Genomic DNA, 19,925 nt, shown 5'->3' on the forward strand with positions numbered 1-19,925 from the left:
CACCCTTCTATTTTTTAATATTTTGTAACACAACGTTATCTGTACCTAAAATCTCGACCAGGCGAGATTGAATTCCCACCGAATCGGGAATCCACCTCTCTTTCGGCTGAATTAGTTTTTTGTCAGTTCGTTGTTCAAAAATAATTACCGGAATATTGCCTGGTTCACTGACCAGAAAGTCAGCTAAATTTTGTTGCGTTTGTTGATTTTCATGTTGCGCATCAATGCGTAACACCCAGCGTTTGCTTACAGTCGGTGGCTTAGTTTGGTTACTTTTAACAACCACCGTCTTGGCATCTTGGATCTGATTAGCAATCACTTGCAAGCGCCGCTCAGTCTCCACTTTCCCATCAACCAGTAAAATCTTATTTTTTTCAAGTAAAGCACTGATTCGTTTATATAGATTAGGGAAAACGGTGACTTCGATGGACCCGGTTTGATCACTGCCCGACACGAAGGCCATTTGTTCACCTCGTTTAGTACGAATCACCTTGACATTTGTCACAAAGACAAAGATTTTCACACTTGCACGGTTAGCTAATTCAGCGACTGGAGTCACCCCGAGTCGCATCCCCGCGTCCGCAAATTGACTCACCGGATGACCAGACAAATAGGCACCTAAATATTGTTCTTCAAATCCCAATCGTTGTTCTAAACCAAATTCTTTTCGTTCAGAAATTGTCGGTTGTAACTCCTCAAACAAACTCAGACTAGACCCGGTTAACTCAACACTATCAATAATTTTTGGTAGTGCCTCTGCTAACTCTGCCCGATTATTGCCTAGTCCATCAAATGCTCCCACGTATACTAATGGTTCGATTAATTCCTTTTTTTGCCACTTTGAATCTAACCGTTGCACAAAGTTCAGTAAACTTGTAAACGGACCATCGTTGACCCGACTCTCAAGTACATCTCGAATCATGTCGCGGCGTAATCCCTTTACATCCCCCAGACCGAACAAAATATGCCCGTCTTGCATTGTAAATTCACGTTCACTGACATTAATATTGGGCCCATCAACCTTGACTTTATGTTTCTGGGCTTCTGACATGTACATCCGAATTTTAGCAGCGTCATTATTGACCGTATTCAGCAGTGAAATTAAGAATGCAGCTGGATACCAAGCTTTGATATACGCCAGTTCAAACGCTAACTTCGAATACGCCACCGCGTGTGACCGGTTAAATCCGTAATTTGCAAATTGATCAATATAGTCAAAAATCCGTTCTGCCACTTCTGGCGTATAACCATTATCTTGCGCGCCATGGATGAATTTACTGCGCATCGAATCCATCACGCTTTGCTTTTTCTTACTCATGGCTCGCCGCAGTAAATCGGCCTCACCATAACTAAAGCTGGCCATTTTCGATGCCACCTGCATGACTTGTTCTTGATAAACGAGGATGCCATACGTAACACCCACAATATCTTTTAATGATTCATCTGGATAGCTGACTGGTTCCTGACCTTTTTTCCGTTTGATGAACGTGTCAATGTTTTCCATTGGTCCTGGACGGTATAACGCATTAACGGCCACAATCAATTCAAACGTTTCAGGATGTAATTGCGTGAGGACATTTTTAATCCCACTAGATTCAAATTGGAAGACTCCATTTGTGTCGCCATTTTGAAAGAGCTCCAGAGTTTTTTTATCATTTAACTCAATTTGCGTTAATGCAAACTCTGGATTCGTTTGTTGGACCAATTTGACGGCATGATCTAGAATCGACAAGTTCCGCAACCCTAAGAAATCAATTTTCAACAACCCAATCGCTTCGACCGTATCTTTGGCAAATTGAGTCATCAGCATGCCATCGCCACCGTCTTGTAACGGCACTAAGTCTTCTAGTTTTTCTTGCGAAAGCACAATCCCGGCGGCATGCGTCGAATAGTGTCTTGGTAAGCCTTCCAACTTTTTAGCAGTCTCAAAGATTAACTGGTTCTTGGCGTTATCTGCCACCAAGTTCCGTAAGGGCAACGATTGACGGTATGAATCTTCCAGACTAATGTGCAAGGCTTGTGGAATAGTCTTACTCCATTCAGCGGCTTCAAATTGCGATAAACCGAAGACTCGACCGACATCACGTAACACTTGTTTAGTCGCTAAAGTCCCAAAGGTGATAATTTGGGCGACTCGTCCGTGGCCGTATTTATCATGAACGTATTGCAAAATTTCTTCTCGCCGGTCATCTGGAATATCTAAATCAATATCTGGCATTTGAACCCGTTCTGGATTCAAGAATCGTTCGAAGAGTAAGTTATATTGCAACGGATCAACGTCGGTTATCGCCAAGGAATAGGCAACCAATGATCCGGCCGCTGACCCCCGCCCGGGACCAGTAATGATATCGTGTTGATGCGCATAGGCAATCACATCCCCGACAATCAAGAAGTAATCATCAAAGCCCATTTCGTGAATAATTTTTAATTCACTCGCAAGCCGGTTCCGATAATCATCCACGGTGAAGCCCGGTGCAATCGCTCTCAATTTTAAGCCTTCAATACACAATTGCTTTAAGTACGTAAATGAATCTAACTGTTTGTCGTTTTCAAATTTAGGTAAGATGGTGTCTTGTGATTCCAACTTGACGTTGGCTTGGCCAGCAATGACTTGGGTTAAATTAACCGCGTCTACTAACCCAACCGTTTGGAATTCACGTTCTATGTCAGCAACTGGCTTTAAGTAATGCTCGCCTTGCTGGCTGGCTAACATTTGGGGCTGGTTCATTTGGTTACCACGATCAATCGACCGTAAGACTTCCACCGAAAAATGGTCGTCCGCATTTAAATAACCCACCCGTGATAAACCAATTAATTGCGTGTTTAATTGTGTCACTAACTGCATCATGGTTTGGCGTAAAATTGCATCAACACTTGGATTAATGCCAATTAATAAACTTTGCTCATCGACTGATTTGGCCAGTTGTTCAAAATAGACCCGCGCTTCATCTGCTTGACCGGATTGAATCAACCGGTACAAATCATTATCCGTGGGTAAGATGACGAATAAATCGTGGAACCATTCGGATAATTGATCCAAGGTGATGGTTTCACCACGTTCCAAGGTTTGAATCGTGGTAGTAATTTTCATTAGGTGACGATAGCCATCATAATTTTTGGCAATTAAGACTAAACGTTGGTCATCATCTGCCACTACTTCTGATGGAAAGACGATGGTCATCCCAATCAATGGTTTAATTCCTTGTTTCACGGCCTCATTGTAAAAATCAAAGGCTCCGTATAAAACATTTTCATCGGTAATTGCTAGAGCAGTATAGCCACGATCTTTGGCACTCGCCACTAGCTGTTTAATTTGTGAAGTACTTTTCAGTAGGCTATAGCTACTGAGGACTTGTAACGGTACAAAGCTCATCTACTAACTCCCTTTCCCAATGATTATATCAAATTTGACCCCTATCCTGTGAAAACACAAAAATCAATTTAGATATACCAATGTAGATTAATTTGACCTGATAACATTCATAATAACAATCATATTCACAATAAACAAGTCTATTTTTAAAGTATACCAATATTATTAGTTGCGAAACTTTTTTACACTTTTTTTCAAATTGTGATAAACTAGTGTCTATATTATGTGAGGTGAAGAAGATGCGTTTAATCGTTTCAAACTTAGTGGCCGCATTTTGGGCATTAATCTTAGGTGAAGTCCTAGGATACATCTGTGGACAACTTGATATTCTAACTATTGACCCCGTAACAATGGGTGTGTTAGCCATTGTAGTTGGCTTGTTCGCAGCTAACTGTTTCGCATGGATTACAAAAAGTGTGGAAGTAACAAGTAAATAATAATAAAAACAAACCTCGTTGAAATTTTTCAGCGAGGCTTATTTTTTATTTTCGTTTGGCGACATTTAACTCACTAATTTTTAACAAGACATCAACGGCCTGTTTCATCACTTCAAGTGAGACAAATTCAAAGCGAGAATGCATGTTTTCACCACCGGCAAATAAATTAGGGGTTGGTAAGCCCATAAATGAAATCTTGGAACCGTCCGTACCACCTCTCACCGGATAAATGACAGGCTCAATCCCGAGATCCTCCATCGCTTGCTTAGCAATCTCAACGACCTCCATGTGTTCTTCAATTACTTCACGCATGTTGTAATATTGGTCATACATCTTTAATTGAATCCGATTTTCACCATACACATCATTTAACGCCTCAACAATGCTCTTCATTGCGGCTTTGCGCGCGTTAAATTTTTGTTTGTCATGGTCACGAATGATATATTCCATCGTGGCTTGATCAACGGTGCCGTTCACTTTATCTAAATGAAAGAAACCTTCGCGGTCCGTGGTTAATTCAGGGCGGTCATGCGTTGGTAATTTACTATTCAATTCAAAGGCGACTTGCAAGGCATTGATCATCACCCCTTTAGCTGTAGCTGTATGAACATCTTTACCTTGAATGGTAATCTCGGCTGCCGCCGCATTAAAGGTTTCATATTCCAGTTCACCTAAAGGACCACCATCAACTGTGTAAGCAAAATCAGCACCAAAATCAGCAACATCAAAATGGTCAGCGCCGGTGCCAATTTCTTCATCTGGACCAAATGCCAGTTGTAAATCACCATGTTTGATTTCTGAGTGGTCCACTAAATACTTAGCCATTGTCACAATTTCCGAGACCCCTGACTTGTCATCCGCACCAAGTAAGGTTGTTCCATCCGTTGTAATCAACGTGTGCCCTACATAGTTTTCCAAAGCTGGGAAAGAAGCTCGATCCAGCACATATTCGCTCTCCCCCAATTGGATATCACTGTTGCCATCATATTTATCAATAATTTGCGGATTAACGTGATGGGCATTGAAGTCGGCCGTGTCAATGTGGGCAATATACCCAATTGCAGGGACTTCATAATCCAAATTACTCTTCAGCGTGCCCAAAACATATTGATTTTGGAGATGGATACGGACATTTTCAACGCCAATCGCAATCAATTCATCCTTTAATTTGTTTGCAAAATCTGTCTCTAGTGGACTAGAAGGAATCGTCGTTGATTTGTCGTCTGAACGAGTCTCTTGTTTCACATAATTAATAAAACGAGGAAGCAAATCGTCATATTTAGTCATTTTCTCATCACCTCATCATAAATTTGAATGGTTCTGTACTTAATTTTGATTCAATAATTTCAACTTGCCATCCTTGCGCTGCTTTCCACTGTTCAAATAGCAAATGAAGTTTGGCTTTACAAATGGATTCGAAATGGTGCCCGGGATCGACCGCTACTAAGCCATTAGCAATAATGTCATGTCCCGTGTGATAGGAAATATCGCCCGTCACATATGCATCAGCCTGGTGATTGACCGCATCCAAATAGAATTGGCCACCAGATCCACCTAAAACGGCCACTCGTTGAATTTGTTTCTCTGTGCCCGCAACAATTCGTAGCGCGGGAACATCAAATTTTTCGGCCACGTAATGGCCAAATTGTTCGACTGACATTGCTTGCGCTAATTGACCGACTCGCCCCATTCCGTAATGTTCGTTGGTAATTGGATGAGTTCCACCGGCTAGCAAGGGTTCTAACCCACTTAATTCCAGTTGAGCAGCTAACCAATCATTCATCCCCCCATTCACATTATCCAGATTCGTGTGTGCGCCATAGACCACAATGTCATGTTTCATCAGTTGCGCGTACATTTCATTTTGTGGCACGCTTAAATCTAAATTATGAGGTGCTCGAAAAATCATTGGATGGTGGGCAAAAATAAAATCAGCGTGCTGAGCAATTGCCTCAGCCACAACTTCTGGTCGCACGTCTAAGGTAGTCATAACTTTGTGAATTTCTTGTTGCGGATTACCTAACTGGAGTCCGACTGGATCGCCATCCTCCGCAATTGACTTGGGTGCCCATTGTTCGAAATAATCAATTAATTCTTGTGCAATCATTTATAACACTTCCTTAATCAGCTGAATTTCCTGTTGAAACTCCTTTATTTTATCTGCTGGAACTTTTTGAGCTTGTTCCATTTGCTGAATCGCTGTTTCTAAATGAGCGACCTGTCCTTGCCATTTTTCTACAAATGGTACTGACTTTTCATGCAGTAAAAATGGTCCGAACAGTATTTCTTGCGCATCATACACGGCTTTAATGTCAGTCGGTTCTGCGACGATAATCTCATAAACATGTTGATCTTCAGATAAGATTTCCTCCGTCGTAATTTCAAAATAGTTATCGACCAACCACTGACGCACAATTTCCGCACCCACATTTGGTTCTAAAATTAACCGATTGACCTGTGCCAACTTATCCTTACCGTTTTCCAGGATGTCACTGATTAAGGTACCCCCCATGCCAGCAATTGTAATCGTGTCGATTCGATCACTTGTTTCAATAGCAGCTAAGCCATCCGCTAGTCGAGCTTCAATCACATTTGTTAAATGATGATTAGTGAGTTCTGCTAAGGCATTTTGGTATGGTCCCTTGGCAACTTCGCCTGCAATCGCAAACTCAATACGTGAGTTTAACGCCAAATTGGCAGGTAAATAAGCATGATCAGAGCCAATGTCGGCCATTCTGGCTTGATCAGGGACATATTTAGCGACGGTCGCTAAGCGTTTTGACAGATGTAATGAATCCATTTACTTCACTCATTTCTTTAAACATTAATAATTTAAGTATATAGCAAATATTGATAAGTTAGTATCGAAATCAACCACATCGGTTCAAATTTTGATATGATATTCTTATCATTAATTTTTAGGATTGGTTTGGTGTTCATCATGAAAAAGAAATCTTCGCTGTGGCTAGTTTTACTATTAGGTACTTTAAGTGCCTTTGGGCCACTGTCATTAGATATGTATCTCCCTGGATTACCCGCAATGACCAGTTCATTGCATACCTCAGCATCATTAATTCAAATGAGTATTAGCACGTGTATCGTTGGCCTCGCCCTTGGTCAATTAGTCATTGGCCCAATCAGTGACCGGATTGGCCGTAAAACCCCACTGATTATTGGCTTAGCTGTCTTCGCCATCACTTCATTTGCACTCGCATTTACCTCGAATATCTGGATTTTCTTGGCTATTCGTTTCTTACAAGGTTTAGCCGGCGCCAGTGGTAACGTGCTTTCACGCGCACTTGCCAAAGACATGTTTACTGGTAAAAAGTTAACCCGCTTTTATGCTAACTTGATGTCAATTAACGGCATTTTCCCCGTCATCTCGCCAATTATCGGTTCGATGACCATGTTAGTCGGTCCCTGGAATTTGATTTTTGTAGTCTTAGGTTTCATCGGTATTTTCTTAATTATCAATTCTATCTTTTTACCTGAAACGGCTCCTAAAGAAGTCGAAACCACCTTCAGTCGTAAGTCACTGAGTACATTAGGACACGCCAAAGACTTTTGGCAACCAACCTTAATTCTCTGTATGGCCAACGGTGTGTTGTTCTGTTATATTTCGGGTTCATCGTTTATTTACCAAGGTGTTTTTCATTTAAATAGTACACAATTTAGCTTAATGTATGCCTTGAATGGCTGTGGGATTGCCTTTGGTAGTTTCCTCGCTGGACGGATGGCTAGTTACTTTAGAAGCAAAAAAATGGTTAACATCAATTTGTTTGTTACGTTAATTATTATTGGTTTAATGGTTCTCAATGGGATTACAATTGGAAGCCACTTGCTTTCAATGATTGGTATTTTCCTAATTATCGGTAGCTTTGGATTTACCACTGCATTAGCGACTGATCTAGCAATGCAGGTTCCTGGTATCAACGCTGGCGTTTCTTCGGCCATGGTTGGCTTATTCGGTAATATTGCCGGTGGAATTAGCTCACCGTTGGTTGGGTTGTTTGGGACTAGCAGTCCTACACCGATGTTTGCCATTATGTTAATTTTCCAAGTGATTTCAATTGGCGCGTTTTATCTATTAAACACCAAAAAAGCAGTCGCATAGCGGCTGTTTTTATTCATTAAATTGATTTTGGCTATTGATCGGAAGCTTATCGAATCAAAAAGCCTTTTGCTATAACTTACTAATGACTTTTTCCACGTTCTTGATCATCACAGAAATTGTACCATCAGGATGGTTTTGAAATTCAATCAAATCCGGATTTTGATAAACATCTAACGGCACCGTTAATTCAATACCATTGGAAAGTTTCAATTTTTGTTTTCCATATTTCTTCGTCGCAATTTCTTGTACGGCTTTTGATACAGGCATTTTAGGTACTTCTACCTCTTCTGCGATACTATCATTGAATTCGGTTTGAGCAGAAATATTATCCTTAAAAATGTGTTTTGAAATGACTCCCGTATCAATTGCTTGTTCTTGTTCAATTGATTCTTGAACCGCTTCTTTTACTTGATTAACAACTTCAAACTTCGGTACATCATACTGTTTAGCAACTTTTTCTGCCACTTTTTTCACAGTTTTGACGTTTTGCTCAAGTGATGGAATTGGCGCACTTTCAATCACTTTGGTTGAAAGATACTCCATTTTGTCACCCGAAAAACTATACTTTTTCTCCATTAACTGATAGGTTAACTCATCAACATTTACACTGAATCCTTCATCTGCTTTTGTTGTTTTACCAGATAAAATTGACTGATGGATGATGAGTTCATTTGATAATTTACCATCTTGATCACCAATCAGATGTGTGAACCCTTGATGATAATCTACCTTTAACATCGCAACGTATGGTTGAGCATCATCTTCATACAAAACTACAAAGACATCCGCACTTGGTGCATCTTCACTTTGTTTATAAATGTTAAACCATTGTTCAGCAATCTCTTTACTAACTTCTTCAAAGTTATCAGCCGCACCTTTAACGAGTTGTGCCATCTTTGAATCAGCAACCAGCATCCCCGTCTTCGACTGTGCCGATACAAGCTTTTCAATTTTCTTCTCTAAATATTCGCGAATATTAATGTTAGTTAAGTCCAAATTAACCTGTGAAAATACAGGATCACCGAACCCACGATCAATCACGTGCATGATTGCCTGTTTCAAATATACATCCATTTTTATACCACTTTCTTTTCGTCAATTCTAAAATTATACCATTAAAAAATTAGTTGTATTATACAAATAAATGCAAAAATAAAAGAATAATCCTTTGAGGACCATTCTTTAGATTAGTTGTATATAACAAGTTTTTATTATTCTAGGAAATCTTTTAATTGTTTTGAACGTGATGGATGGCGAAGCTTACGAAGTGCTTTGGCTTCAATTTGACGAATCCGTTCACGAGTAACACCAAATACTTTACCCACTTCTTCAAGTGTCCGTGTCCGACCATCATCTAATCCGAAACGTAGACGAAGCACGTTTTCTTCACGATCAGTCAAGGTATCAAGCACGTTTTCAAGTTGTTCTTTTAGCAATTCATATGCCGCATGGTCAGCTGGACTGGTAGCGTCTTGATCTTCAATGAAATCACCCAAATGTGAATCGTCCTCTTCACCAATTGGTGTTTCCAATGAAACTGGTTCTTGAGCAATCTTCAAGATTTCACGAACTTTTTCAGTTGGCATATCCATTTCGGCACCAATTTCTTCAGGTGTAGGTTCGCGACCTAAATCTTGAAGTAATTGACGTTGAATCCGAATTAATTTGTTAATGGTTTCCACCATATGAACTGGAATCCGAATTGTTCGAGCTTGATCGGCAATCGCACGCGTAATCGCTTGACGAATCCACCAAGTAGCATAAGTTGAGAATTTGAAACCTTTACGGTAATCAAACTTTTCAACGGCCTTCATCAAGCCCATGTTACCTTCTTGGATTAGATCAAGGAATTGCATCCCACGTCCAACATAACGTTTAGCAATCGAAACCACCAAACGTAAGTTAGCTTCAGCAAGTTCTTGCTTAGCTTCTTCATCACCGGCTTCAATTCGTTCAGCTAACTTAACTTCTTCGTCAGCTTTCAACAAGTTAACACGACCGATTTCTTTCAAATACATCCGGACAGGATCATTAATCTTAATCCCAGTTGGTGCAGAAGTGTCTTTTAATTCTTTGCTTGAAATTTCTTTTTCGGTCTTGAGGGCACGTGGATCTGGATCACCATTTTCATCGACAACACTAATTCCAGCATCTTCAATGTTAGAAATTAAGTTTTCCATACCATCTTCAACTAAGCCAAAAGGTGTCGCAATTTTGTCAGTTAAATCATCATACTTGATTTCTTTGTCTTTTTTAAAGTCACGGATTAACTTACCAACTGCAGCGTCATATTTCTTTTGATCGAAATCTTCCAAGTTTGAAATAATTTTTTCTTCTTTTTTCTTTTCCATTAATTATTTTCCCCCACTTTGTAGTTGTTCTTGTTGCTGTCTCATTAAATTAATTACTTCGATTGTGAGTGATTCTTCTAAATCTTTATTACCAAATTTAGTTGCTTCTTTTAATTGGGCTTTCTTTTCCGAAATCAACTGCTTCAACGGTGTCTTCTGGACAATCACATTGATATAATCATCAACGGCTGCCATGCTAACCTCGTCATTGGCTTCAATTTCTTCTAAGTCAATCATCAAACGTTGTAGCTTCTCATCGTCAATGTAGTCAAAGAATTCATTGGCGGCATAGACGTCATGTGTTGAAAAGTAACTTTGCGCGAGTAGATACAATGTTTGAAACGATTCATGAGCAAAATAGAAATTTTCTTTACCTTTAACATAATACCAAACATCATGGTCATGTAACATCAATCTCAGCAACATTCGTTCTGCGCGCTTCGTTTGATCCAGAATTTCAACATCATGTTGAATCACAGGTTGTGCTTCTCGTCGAACATTATCTCGACGAACTTCAACAGTATTTTGTGATTGATTCTGACGGCGAATCTCTTGTAACTGGCCTTGTAAGGTCTGTTTGTCCAAGTTAAATTGGGTCACAAGTTGGTTGAGATACACATCTTGTTCGAGTGAATCTGGCACATTTGCAATCACCTTCAAAATAGAATGCAGATAGCTTATTTGATCAACTTCATTATCAACATTCAAATTGCGCTTCAAATAATTCATTTGAAAGGCAACTGGTGTTTGCTTGGCGTTATCTAACCACTCGGCTAATTTGTCTTCACCATACTCTTGAATATACTCATCCGGATCAATTCCGGCTGGCATACTGACCACGTTTAACTTAAGCTTTTGACTCTGCTCGCTAATAATCGACAAAGCACGATTCGTGGCATTTTGCCCCGCATCATCCCCGTCATAACAGACATCAATTTCGGACGTGACTCGTTCCATCATATTAATCTGTTCTTCAGTTAAGCTTGTTCCCATGGAAGCCACGCCACAGGTAACACCTGCACGAGTGGCCGCAATGACATCCATAAAACCTTCAAACAAGATAATTCTTCGTGATTGACGCACACTTTTTCGGGCGACATCAAAATTAAACAAGGTTCGCCGTTTATTGAAAATCTCCGTTTCCGGACTATTCAAATATTTGGGCATATCTGTGTTTTCGGTACTCAACAACCGACCCGAAAAGGCGATTACTTTACCATTTGGATTTTTTATTGGAAACATCACCCGGCCAAAGAACCGGTCATGTAACTGTCCGGATTGGTCCTCTGCGAATAATCCAGTTTGACGCAGCAGTTGATAATCAACCTTTTTCTCGTCAAAAAATGGATAGAGCAATCGTTGTTCCGGCGCAAAGCCAATTCCAAACTGATCAATCGTCGCATCATTCATCCCCCGATGATAGAGGTATTCCAATGCTTGCTGACCGGCTTGGGTATTTTTTAAAATATGATGATACAAATTTGCTGCTTGTTCGTGTAAATTGATTAATTGTCCAGACAACGAATTTTGTGAATTTTCAGAAACATATTCTTTCGTTTGGTACTCATTAGGTAAATCAATATGAGCATCCTCTGCGACTTTAATCACCGCTTCTGGAAAGGAGATATTTTCCAGTTCCATAAAGAACTTGAAGACATTCCCACCACGGCCACAACTGAAACAATGAAAAATCTGTTTTTCTTCATTGACGGAAAAAGAACCTGTCTTTTCATCATGAAACGGGCAAACTCCAAATAGGTTTTTGCCCGACTTTTTCAATTGGACGTATTGACCAATCACATCCGCAATATTAACGGAGCTACGGACTTGATCAATTACTTCCTCAGGAATTCTGGTTGCCATCCAAACCCCTCATTTCTACCTTAAAGTTGCGAATAGCCGCGTTCAATCGGAACGCGACTACTAATCTACATAATTATTCAATATATATCTTAACGCAAATACAAAAATTGTCAATCAGGAAGCATTTGGCATACATGTTTGTCAAGTTTCCAGAACTTATTTGACGATTAGTTCATTCAAGTTACCGAGTTCTTCAGTTAACTGCGCAATCCGTGTTAATTGGTGAAGACGGTTGTTCTTAACTTGTTCATTTTTGTCCATAATCATGTTGTCTTCAAAGTACTGAGCAATGGTTGGTTGTAGTCCAGCAAGTTGTTGATATAAACCGTCAATTGTCTCAGCTGGTTTATTTTCAATGGCAGTCACTTGATCCAATAATTGTTGTTCAGATGGAGCTTGGAATAAAGCAGCATCCACAGCCAAATTTGCATCAGCGTCATTTTTATCAGCAATCCGCAAGACCCGGGTTAAGGCTTCAATTGAATCCTTAAAGTTGGCATCATCTTTGTGGGCATCCAACGTAGCGGCGGCTTCCATCACGTTAACAATATCGTTTTGTTTACCAGAAATAGCCGTTTCGACGATATCATGGCGATATTTCTTGCCATCTAATGCTAAACGAATCCGTTCAGAGATAAATGAGTGCACATCTGAAGTCACTTTAGTCATGTCAAAGGCTGGACTAACACCAGCTGCAGTCATAGCAATGACTAACTCTGGTTCAATGTCCAATAAGTCAAGGTGCCATTGCTTGTCAGCCACAATCCGCACAATTCCATAAGCTTGACGTCTCAGGGCATATGGATCATTTGAACCACTTGGAATCATCCCCACAGAGAAGAAGCTCAAGATACTTTCGAGTTTATCGGCCAAGGCCAACACCGAGCCAACTTTAGAATCAGGCAATGCGCCTTCAGCTGAAATTGGCATGTAGTGTTCACGAACTGCTTGTGCCACGGCGGCGTTTTCGCCATTTAATAAGGCGTATTTTTCTCCCATGACCCCTTGCAATTCAGCAAATTCGCCCACCATTCCAGTAGTTAAATCAAACTTGTAAATTTCACTGGCTCGTTTTAAATCAGTCAGTTCAGCAGCGGTAAATCCTAATTTAGTCCCAATTAATTGAGCTAAGACTGTTACACGTTGCATTTTTTCATACATTGAGCCAATTTTGTCATGGAAAGCGACATTCTTCAAGCGTTCCACGTATTGCTCAATTGTAACTTGTTGGTCTTCTTCATAGAAGAATTTAGCGTCTTCCAAACGGGCAGTGAGTACTCGTTCATTACCTCGCGCCACGTTGGCCAGATGTTCTGCATTTCCATTCCGAACCGAAATGAAATCAGGCAACAACTTGCCAGCTTGGTCACGGGCATAGAAGAAGCGTTGGTGTTCTTTCATTGAAGTGATTAAGACTTCATCAGGTAACACTAAGTACTGTTCATCAAAACCACCATTAAAGGCGGTTGGCCATTCAACGAGATTGTTAACTTCTTCTAGCAAGTCTTCGTCGATATCGACAACCCATTGATGTTCGTCAGCAATTTGCGTAATTTGGTCCCGAATCAATCCCTTACGTTTGTCTTGGTTCGCAATCACATATTCATCTTCCAAAGCAGCTTCATAATCAGTAGCCGTAGACAATTCCACCGTGCCACCTAAGAAACGATGGCCAAGCGTTTGCCGACCTGTGGTTACATCTAAAATTGAAAATGGAATTACTTGATCATCTAACAATGCAACTAACCACTTGATAGGACGAACAAATTCAAATTTATGAGTCGACCATTTCATCATGGTTGGGAAATTCATCGCCATAATGACATCATTTAATCCCGTTAAAATGTCGTTCACAGATTGACCGGCCACATGCTTATCAACATAGACATATTCAACACCTTTAAGTTCTTTAAAGGTAATATCATCTACTGTAACCCCTTGACCACGTGTGAAGCCGATAGCGGCTTTTGACCAGTTGCCTTCAGCATCTTGCGCGATTTTTTTAGCGGGGCCTTTAACTTCTTCATCGATATCTGGTTGCTTATCAGCTAAACCACTGATTGACAGTGACATACGTCGCGGTGTGGCAAATTCTTGAATATCATCAAAACTAATCCGTTGTTCTTTTAAGTAATCACGAACGCGTTTGTCTAATTGTTTGATACTTGGGCTAACTACATGAGCAGGCATTTCTTCAACGCCAATTTCTAATAAAAATGTATGTGACATCTTACTTTGCCTCCTCTTCATCTGCTAATAATGCTTGTCTTTGCGCTTCATCTTTAATGAGTGGGAAACCTAACTTCTTACGTTCGGCCACAAATGCCCGTGCAATTGAACGAGCCATATTACGAATTCGAGCTAAATAGCCGGCACGTTCCGTCACTGATACAGCTCCTCGAGCATCAAGTAAGTTGAAGGCATGACTACATTTCAAAACGTAATCATAGGCAGGATGAACTAATCCATCCGCAATTAAACGAGTAGCTTCCTTTTCATATTCTTCAAAGAATTTCAGTAACATTTCTTGGTTACTTTCTTCAAAGGAATACTTAGAATGTTCATATTCGGGCTCTTTGAAAATGTCGCCATATAGCACGCCATCGGCCCATTCTAGATCAAACACATTGTTTACGTCTTGGATGTATTGAGAAAGGCGTTCTAGTCCGTAAGTTACTTCGGCAGCTACGGGATCCATGGTCAAGCCACCAACTACTTGGAAATAAGTAAATTGAGTAACTTCCATGCCATCAAGCCAAACTTCCCAACCAACACCAGCACAACCCATCGAAGGATTTTCCCAGTTGTCTTCCACAAACCGAATATCATGTTCAAGTGGTTCAATTCCGAGTTCCCGTAAACTATTTAAGTACAGTTCTTGAATGTTATCAGGAGAAGGTTTCATAATTACTTGAAATTGATGGTGTTGATACAAACGATTCGGATTGTCACCATAGCGACCATCAGCTGGACGACGTGATGGTTCCACGTAAGCGGCGTTCCAAGGTTCAGGTCCAATCGCACGTAAAAAAGTATAAGGACTCATAGTCCCGGCCCCTTTTTCCGTATCATAGGCTTGCATTAACATACAACCTTGACTTGCCCAATAATTTTGTAATTTTAAGATGATATCTTGTACAGCTAATTTTTCTGTCATTTCATCCAATCCCTTCTGTGCCATATTTTTAATTTTTACAAACAAAAAAACCTGTAAAGACTATAGGTATAGAAATAGTCTTTACAGGGACGATTTTATTCGCGGTTCCACCCTGCTTTTTTGCTTCACGCAAAACAGCTTAGTTACATTTCAACTGATAAAGTGCCGAGGATAGACATTGCTGACTTTCACTTACTCAGCATCGCTGTTACTTGTTATCCATTTATTCTTCGTCATCATTGAATATTTATATAGTTATTATGATAGTTGACTCACTCGTTCTTGTCAATATCTGTCCGGGGCTTCAAGGTTAACTTGTCACTCCAGGAACCCATTTCATCAATAAATTTTTTGCTTTTTAATTTCAACCCGACGGATTCATCATAAATTTGATCAATCACCGTGCGCAAATGTTTTTTGGTCTCTTCACTGACATTAACATGATTAATTTGCTCCATCTTAATAACGGAAAAGCGTCGCAAGAAAAAGATGGTTTTTTGATCAACATGCAATCGGTGTTCATCCATCTGAAAATGTTGCTGACAAATTAAGCCATTGTATTTCATCGAATAATCAAATGGTAAATCATCACGACCACAAATCGCACAATATCGCCATTCTGGTTGCACACCAAATGCCGCCAGCAACTGCACTTCAACAATATTAGCAATGATTTGCTCGTCATCACCTTCATCTATTAAAGTGAGTGCGTTTGAAATCGTATCAAACCAGTGACCCAGTGGTTGGTTATCCTGATAAGCACTATCTAGTAACGCCAAGATATAAGTCGCATAAGCATTTTTAAAAATGTCTTGCGCTATATTAAAGTATTGTTCGGCATCTAACACGGCATTGATAAAGCTCATCCCGGTTTGATTTAACGTACCAACATATCGACCATGAGTATTTGGCAACACGGCAGGCCCAATGCGTGAACCTCGCTTTTTGGCATCTTTAACCATGAACATGGTTTTGCCGATTTGATCAGTGAGAATTTTAACTAATAAATCTCGTTCTTTATAATCACGGCGGTACATGATAATCCCGTTGAATTCCTGATTAGTTGCCATGTTAACCACCACCTTTGAACGATACCTAAGTTATTTGTCTGAGTTGTGATCCAGCCAACTGGCCACTCCGCCTAGCCTTAAATATTGTACATACAAAAATCGTATATACAATATTTTTCGCTATGCTCATGGTCACCCGTTAGCTGTCGCACACTGTTTTAATAATCTTTTTTCTTATATCCAAATTCTTTAAGCATAGTTGGTTTGTCACGCCAGCCTTCAACTACTTTAACAAAGAGTTTGAGGTTTACGCGGTCACCCATCAATGCTTCGATATCTTTACGTGCACGAATCCCGATATCTTTAATCATCTTACCACCCTTACCAATAATGATACCTTTTTGGCCAGGACGTTCCACAATGATAGTTGCTTGAATTTGAATCTTTTGATCATTGACACGTTCAATCTTTTCAATATCAATCGCAACAGAATGTGGCACTTCTTCTTGAGTTAATTCAAAGATTTTTTCACGAATTAATTCAGCGACCACAAAACGTTCCGGATGATCACTCATTTGATCTTCTGGATAATATTGAGGTCCGTTAGGTAATAATTTAGTTAATTCGTTAAGTAGTTCGTCAACATTATTTCCATTTAAGGCAGATATTGGAATAACTTCTTGCCAATGTACTTGCGCATCTTTATATTGATCAATTACTTGGAGCAACTTATCAGGATGGATGGCATCAATCTTATTGATGACCAAGAAAACTGGTTGCTTAACGGTTTTTAATCGATCGATGATGAAGTTATCACCTGCGCCACGTTTTTCTTCGGCATTCACCAAAAACAAGACTGCATCAACTTCATCTAAAGCTGACATCGCAGACTTTTCCATAAAATCACCAAGTTGCGTTTGAGGTTTATGTACCCCAGGGGTGTCAATGAAGACAATCTGTTCTTCGTCGGTGGTGTAAATACCTTGAATCTTGTTACGTGTGGTTTGGGCCACATCACTCATAATGGCGATTTTTTGGCCTAGTACTTGATTTAATAATGTTGACTTACCAACATTTGGACGACCAATAATGGCCACAAAACCTGATTTGAAATTGGGGTTATCCATGAATTTTCACTCTTTCTTGTTAATTACTAAAATATTTTGGGTAGGAAGATTAGTGCACCAACGATGACAGCAAAAATAGCTGACATTAACACGCTTCCGGCTGAGACATCTTTGATACGTTTGGCAATTGGATCATAATTATTCTTAACGATTAAATCTGTTAGTGCTTCAGCAACTGTATTTGCAAATTCACTAATCATCACAAAGAAAATTGCTAAAATAATCCACAGCCATTCCAGGATACTGATTTGCAATAAAATCCCTAGAAAAACAGCAATAATGCCCAGAAAAATATGGATGCGCATGTTTCGTTCATGACGTAAAACAGACCATACGCCCACACTTGCGTGGCGCATCGCCTGAATTAGTCGGTTATTTTTAGTTGTCTGGTGCTTATCTTTTGAGTCCATATGCATCTAAAATATCCCTCTGTAATGTAAACATTTCATCTTCATCTTCTTGAGTTTGGTGATCATACCCATTTAAATGTAAAAATCCATGAACCACAAGAAAGCCTAACTCACGATCATCTGAATGTCCTAAAAATTTAGCCTGTTCTGAAACCTTATCAATCGAAACAAAGATATCACCAATATTGTCAGGAATTTCTGCTTCCATTTCATCACTGATAATAATTGGGAAATCTTCTTCGGAAGAATCTTCAATCGCAAAGCTAATCACATCAGTTGCCCTATCAACACCACGATATTCTTTGTTAATCTCTTGAATGCGGTCATTATTGACAAACGTGACTGACATTTCAGTATTATCGTTTAATTTAATGTATTCACCAGCGTATTGCAAGATGTTTTCAACTAACTTAAGTTGATCATCTGTAACGCCTTTGCCAGTGGTTTGGTTGTAAATTTCTAAATCCATTATTTTGCTCGCTTTTCTTCATCGGCTTTGTCGTACGCATTAACAATACTTGCAACAACAGGGTGACGGACAACATCATCAGCATTGAACGTGACAAATTCAATTCGTTTGATATTTTGTAGAATACGTTGTGCACTCACTAGCCCACTGCGAGCACCGTTTGGTAAATCAATTTGCGAAATATCACCATTAACTACCATTTTAGAACCAAATCCCAAACGAGTTAAAAACATCTTCATTTGGGCATTAGTTGTATTTTGTGCTTCATCCAAAATGACAAATGCACCATCTAAAGTACGTCCACGCATATATGCCAATGGTGCGATTTCAATAACTTCGCGATCCATTAAGCGATTCGTGTGGTCAGCACCTAAAATTTGATATAACGCGTCATAAATTGGTCGTAGGTATGGATCAACCTTTTCTTTTAAGTCACCAGGAAGAAAACCTAAGCTCTCTCCAGCTTCAACGGCGGGACGAGTCAAAATAATTTTTTCAACATCGCCCTTTTTCAACGCTGAAACAGCCATGGCGACCGCAAGGAAAGTTTTACCGGTCCCGGCAGGTCCAATTCCAAAGGTCACGTCATTTTCTTGCATCGCTTTAATGTATTGACGTTGGCCGTAATTTTTCACACGAATAGACCGACCTTGGCGATCTTTTATAATCACTTCATTATATAAATCCGTGAAATATTCCAGTGTGCCGCGATCAGCCATTTTCATGGCGCTCACGATATCTGTACTACCAAGACGAATACCGTGACCAATCAATTCAGTTAATTTTTTTAATATTTGTAATGTTTTTTCAACGGCAAATTCATCACCGCTGATTTTCAAATCTTCTCCAAATGGATTAATGGATACACCCATTCCCTCTTCTAGAAGTGCCACAAATTTATCTTGTGTGCCTAACAGGCCGACTTCCGTTTCAGGATTACTCACATGAAATGTTCTTTCGTAACTTGCAGATTCTTCAGTCAAACAAGCGTCTCCTTTAATTGTGCAACCAGGACATTAAAAATATCTCAGTTTTAATTTAAATACTAACTGTTAGTTTACGTAATCAAACGATAAAGTGTGGCGTTCACACCACTAACATCAGCTAAAATATTAACACAAATTCATGTAAATCAACAACTTTATGCTAATAGGTCTTTAACTGTTTGATTAACTAACTTACCATCTGCTTGGCCTTTAAGTTTAGGCATTACGGCACCCATCACTTTACCAAAGTCAGCTTTGCTGTCAGCACCAACTTCTTTAACTGTGTCAGCAATGATTTGCTTTACTTCTTCATCAGTCAATTGAGCTGGCATATATTTTTCAACAACTTCGATTTCCATCTTAGTGTGTGCCACTAAGTCATCACGATCAGCTTTTTCAAATTCAGCCAATGAATCTTTACGTTGCTTTAATTCACGTGACAATACAGAAAGTTCTTCTTCTTCAGTTAAGTCATGTCCAACGTTAATTTGTTCGTTCATAGCTGCAGCTTTAAGCATCCGAACAACACTTAAGGTATCTTTGTCCTTAGCCTTCATAGCAGTCTTCATATCTGATTGTAAAGTTTCTAATAAACTCATGTTAAATTCCTCCAAATATATTTGATTAA

At 39.6% G+C, this 19,925-nt stretch carries 17 protein-coding genes; 2 read left to right on the forward strand and 15 right to left on the reverse strand.

The window, feature by feature from the left end; all coding sequences use genetic code 11:
* Positions 1 to 7 precede the first annotated feature (7 nt).
* Entirely contained in the window at positions 8 to 3,373 is a 3,366-nt protein-coding gene (gene dnaE / locus F0161_RS06060) for a DNA polymerase III subunit alpha (protein WP_150204019.1), read from the reverse strand.
* Positions 3,374 to 3,612: 239 nt separating this feature from the next.
* Between dnaE and F0161_RS06065 the strand changes: the two genes are divergently transcribed.
* Complete coding sequence (locus F0161_RS06065) at positions 3,613 to 3,810, forward strand: DUF2929 family protein (protein ID WP_150204020.1); 198 nt, start codon at positions 3,613 to 3,615, stop codon at positions 3,808 to 3,810.
* 45 nt (positions 3,811 to 3,855) lie between these two features.
* On the opposite strand, the gene pepT is transcribed toward F0161_RS06065, so the two are convergent.
* The 3 genes from pepT to F0161_RS06080 are packed head-to-tail and all read right to left on the reverse strand — an operon-like array spanning position 3,856 to position 6,610.
* The gene (pepT, locus tag F0161_RS06070) at positions 3,856 to 5,097 is read right to left on the reverse strand and encodes a peptidase T (protein ID WP_150204021.1); all 1,242 of its coding nucleotides are present in this window, start codon (positions 5,095 to 5,097) and stop codon (positions 3,856 to 3,858) included.
* Positions 5,098 to 5,104: 7 nt separating this feature from the next.
* A complete protein-coding gene (locus tag F0161_RS06075; protein ID WP_150204022.1) occupies positions 5,105 to 5,917 on the reverse strand; it encodes a Nif3-like dinuclear metal center hexameric protein in 813 nt (270 codons plus the stop codon).
* A complete protein-coding gene (locus F0161_RS06080) occupies positions 5,918 to 6,610 on the reverse strand; it encodes a tRNA (adenine(22)-N(1))-methyltransferase (RefSeq protein ID WP_150204023.1) in 693 nt (230 codons plus the stop codon).
* Positions 6,611 to 6,751: 141 nt separating this feature from the next.
* Here F0161_RS06080 and F0161_RS06085 point away from each other — a divergent pair, with 141 nt between their 5' ends.
* The gene (locus F0161_RS06085) at positions 6,752 to 7,924 is read left to right on the forward strand and encodes a multidrug effflux MFS transporter (RefSeq protein ID WP_190318838.1); all 1,173 of its coding nucleotides are present in this window, start codon (positions 6,752 to 6,754) and stop codon (positions 7,922 to 7,924) included.
* A gap of 69 nt (positions 7,925 to 7,993) precedes the next feature.
* Here the strand turns inward: F0161_RS06085 and F0161_RS06090 are convergent, their stop codons facing one another.
* From F0161_RS06090 to F0161_RS06140, 11 genes are all read right to left on the reverse strand, one after another.
* A complete protein-coding gene (locus F0161_RS06090) occupies positions 7,994 to 8,998 on the reverse strand; it encodes a nucleoid-associated protein (protein ID WP_150204025.1) in 1,005 nt (334 codons plus the stop codon).
* A 137-nt stretch (positions 8,999 to 9,135) separates the two neighbouring features.
* Complete coding sequence (gene rpoD, locus F0161_RS06095) at positions 9,136 to 10,275, reverse strand: RNA polymerase sigma factor RpoD (protein ID WP_150204026.1); 1,140 nt, start codon at positions 10,273 to 10,275, stop codon at positions 9,136 to 9,138.
* Between the two features lie 3 nt (positions 10,276 to 10,278).
* The gene (gene dnaG / locus F0161_RS06100) at positions 10,279 to 12,138 is read right to left on the reverse strand and encodes a DNA primase (RefSeq protein WP_150204027.1); all 1,860 of its coding nucleotides are present in this window, start codon (positions 12,136 to 12,138) and stop codon (positions 10,279 to 10,281) included.
* Positions 12,139 to 12,294: 156 nt separating this feature from the next.
* On the reverse strand, positions 12,295 to 14,367 hold the full coding sequence (glyS, locus tag F0161_RS06105; RefSeq protein WP_150204028.1) for a glycine--tRNA ligase subunit beta: 2,073 nt from the start codon (positions 14,365 to 14,367) through the stop codon (positions 12,295 to 12,297).
* A 1-nt stretch (position 14,368) separates the two neighbouring features.
* Complete coding sequence (glyQ, locus tag F0161_RS06110; RefSeq protein WP_137602473.1) at positions 14,369 to 15,295, reverse strand: glycine--tRNA ligase subunit alpha; 927 nt, start codon at positions 15,293 to 15,295, stop codon at positions 14,369 to 14,371.
* A gap of 272 nt (positions 15,296 to 15,567) precedes the next feature.
* On the reverse strand, positions 15,568 to 16,365 hold the full coding sequence (gene recO, locus F0161_RS06115; protein WP_137602474.1) for a DNA repair protein RecO: 798 nt from the start codon (positions 16,363 to 16,365) through the stop codon (positions 15,568 to 15,570).
* A gap of 158 nt (positions 16,366 to 16,523) precedes the next feature.
* Complete coding sequence (gene era / locus F0161_RS06120) at positions 16,524 to 17,432, reverse strand: GTPase Era (protein ID WP_150204029.1); 909 nt, start codon at positions 17,430 to 17,432, stop codon at positions 16,524 to 16,526.
* Between the two features lie 26 nt (positions 17,433 to 17,458).
* Positions 17,459 to 17,848 carry a diacylglycerol kinase family protein gene (locus F0161_RS06125; RefSeq protein ID WP_404825379.1) on the reverse strand — a complete coding sequence of 130 codons (390 nt, stop codon included), beginning with the start codon at positions 17,846 to 17,848 and terminating at the stop codon, positions 17,459 to 17,461.
* Positions 17,826 to 18,311: an rRNA maturation RNase YbeY gene (ybeY, locus tag F0161_RS06130; protein ID WP_137602476.1), complete on the reverse strand. Its 486-nt coding sequence runs from the start codon at positions 18,309 to 18,311 to the stop codon at positions 17,826 to 17,828. The genes F0161_RS06125 and ybeY overlap by 23 nt, the downstream gene beginning before the upstream one ends.
* Complete coding sequence (locus F0161_RS06135; RefSeq protein WP_150204030.1) at positions 18,311 to 19,294, reverse strand: PhoH family protein; 984 nt, start codon at positions 19,292 to 19,294, stop codon at positions 18,311 to 18,313. The genes ybeY and F0161_RS06135 overlap by 1 nt, the downstream gene beginning before the upstream one ends.
* Positions 19,295 to 19,452: 158 nt before the next feature.
* Positions 19,453 to 19,896, reverse strand: coding sequence for a GatB/YqeY domain-containing protein (locus tag F0161_RS06140; RefSeq protein WP_150204031.1), 444 nt, complete (start codon positions 19,894 to 19,896; stop codon positions 19,453 to 19,455).
* Positions 19,897 to 19,925 lie beyond the last annotated feature (29 nt).

The organism is Paucilactobacillus nenjiangensis (assembly GCF_008632615.1).
GTDB classification, from domain to species: Bacteria; Bacillota; Bacilli; order Lactobacillales; family Lactobacillaceae; genus Paucilactobacillus; species Paucilactobacillus nenjiangensis.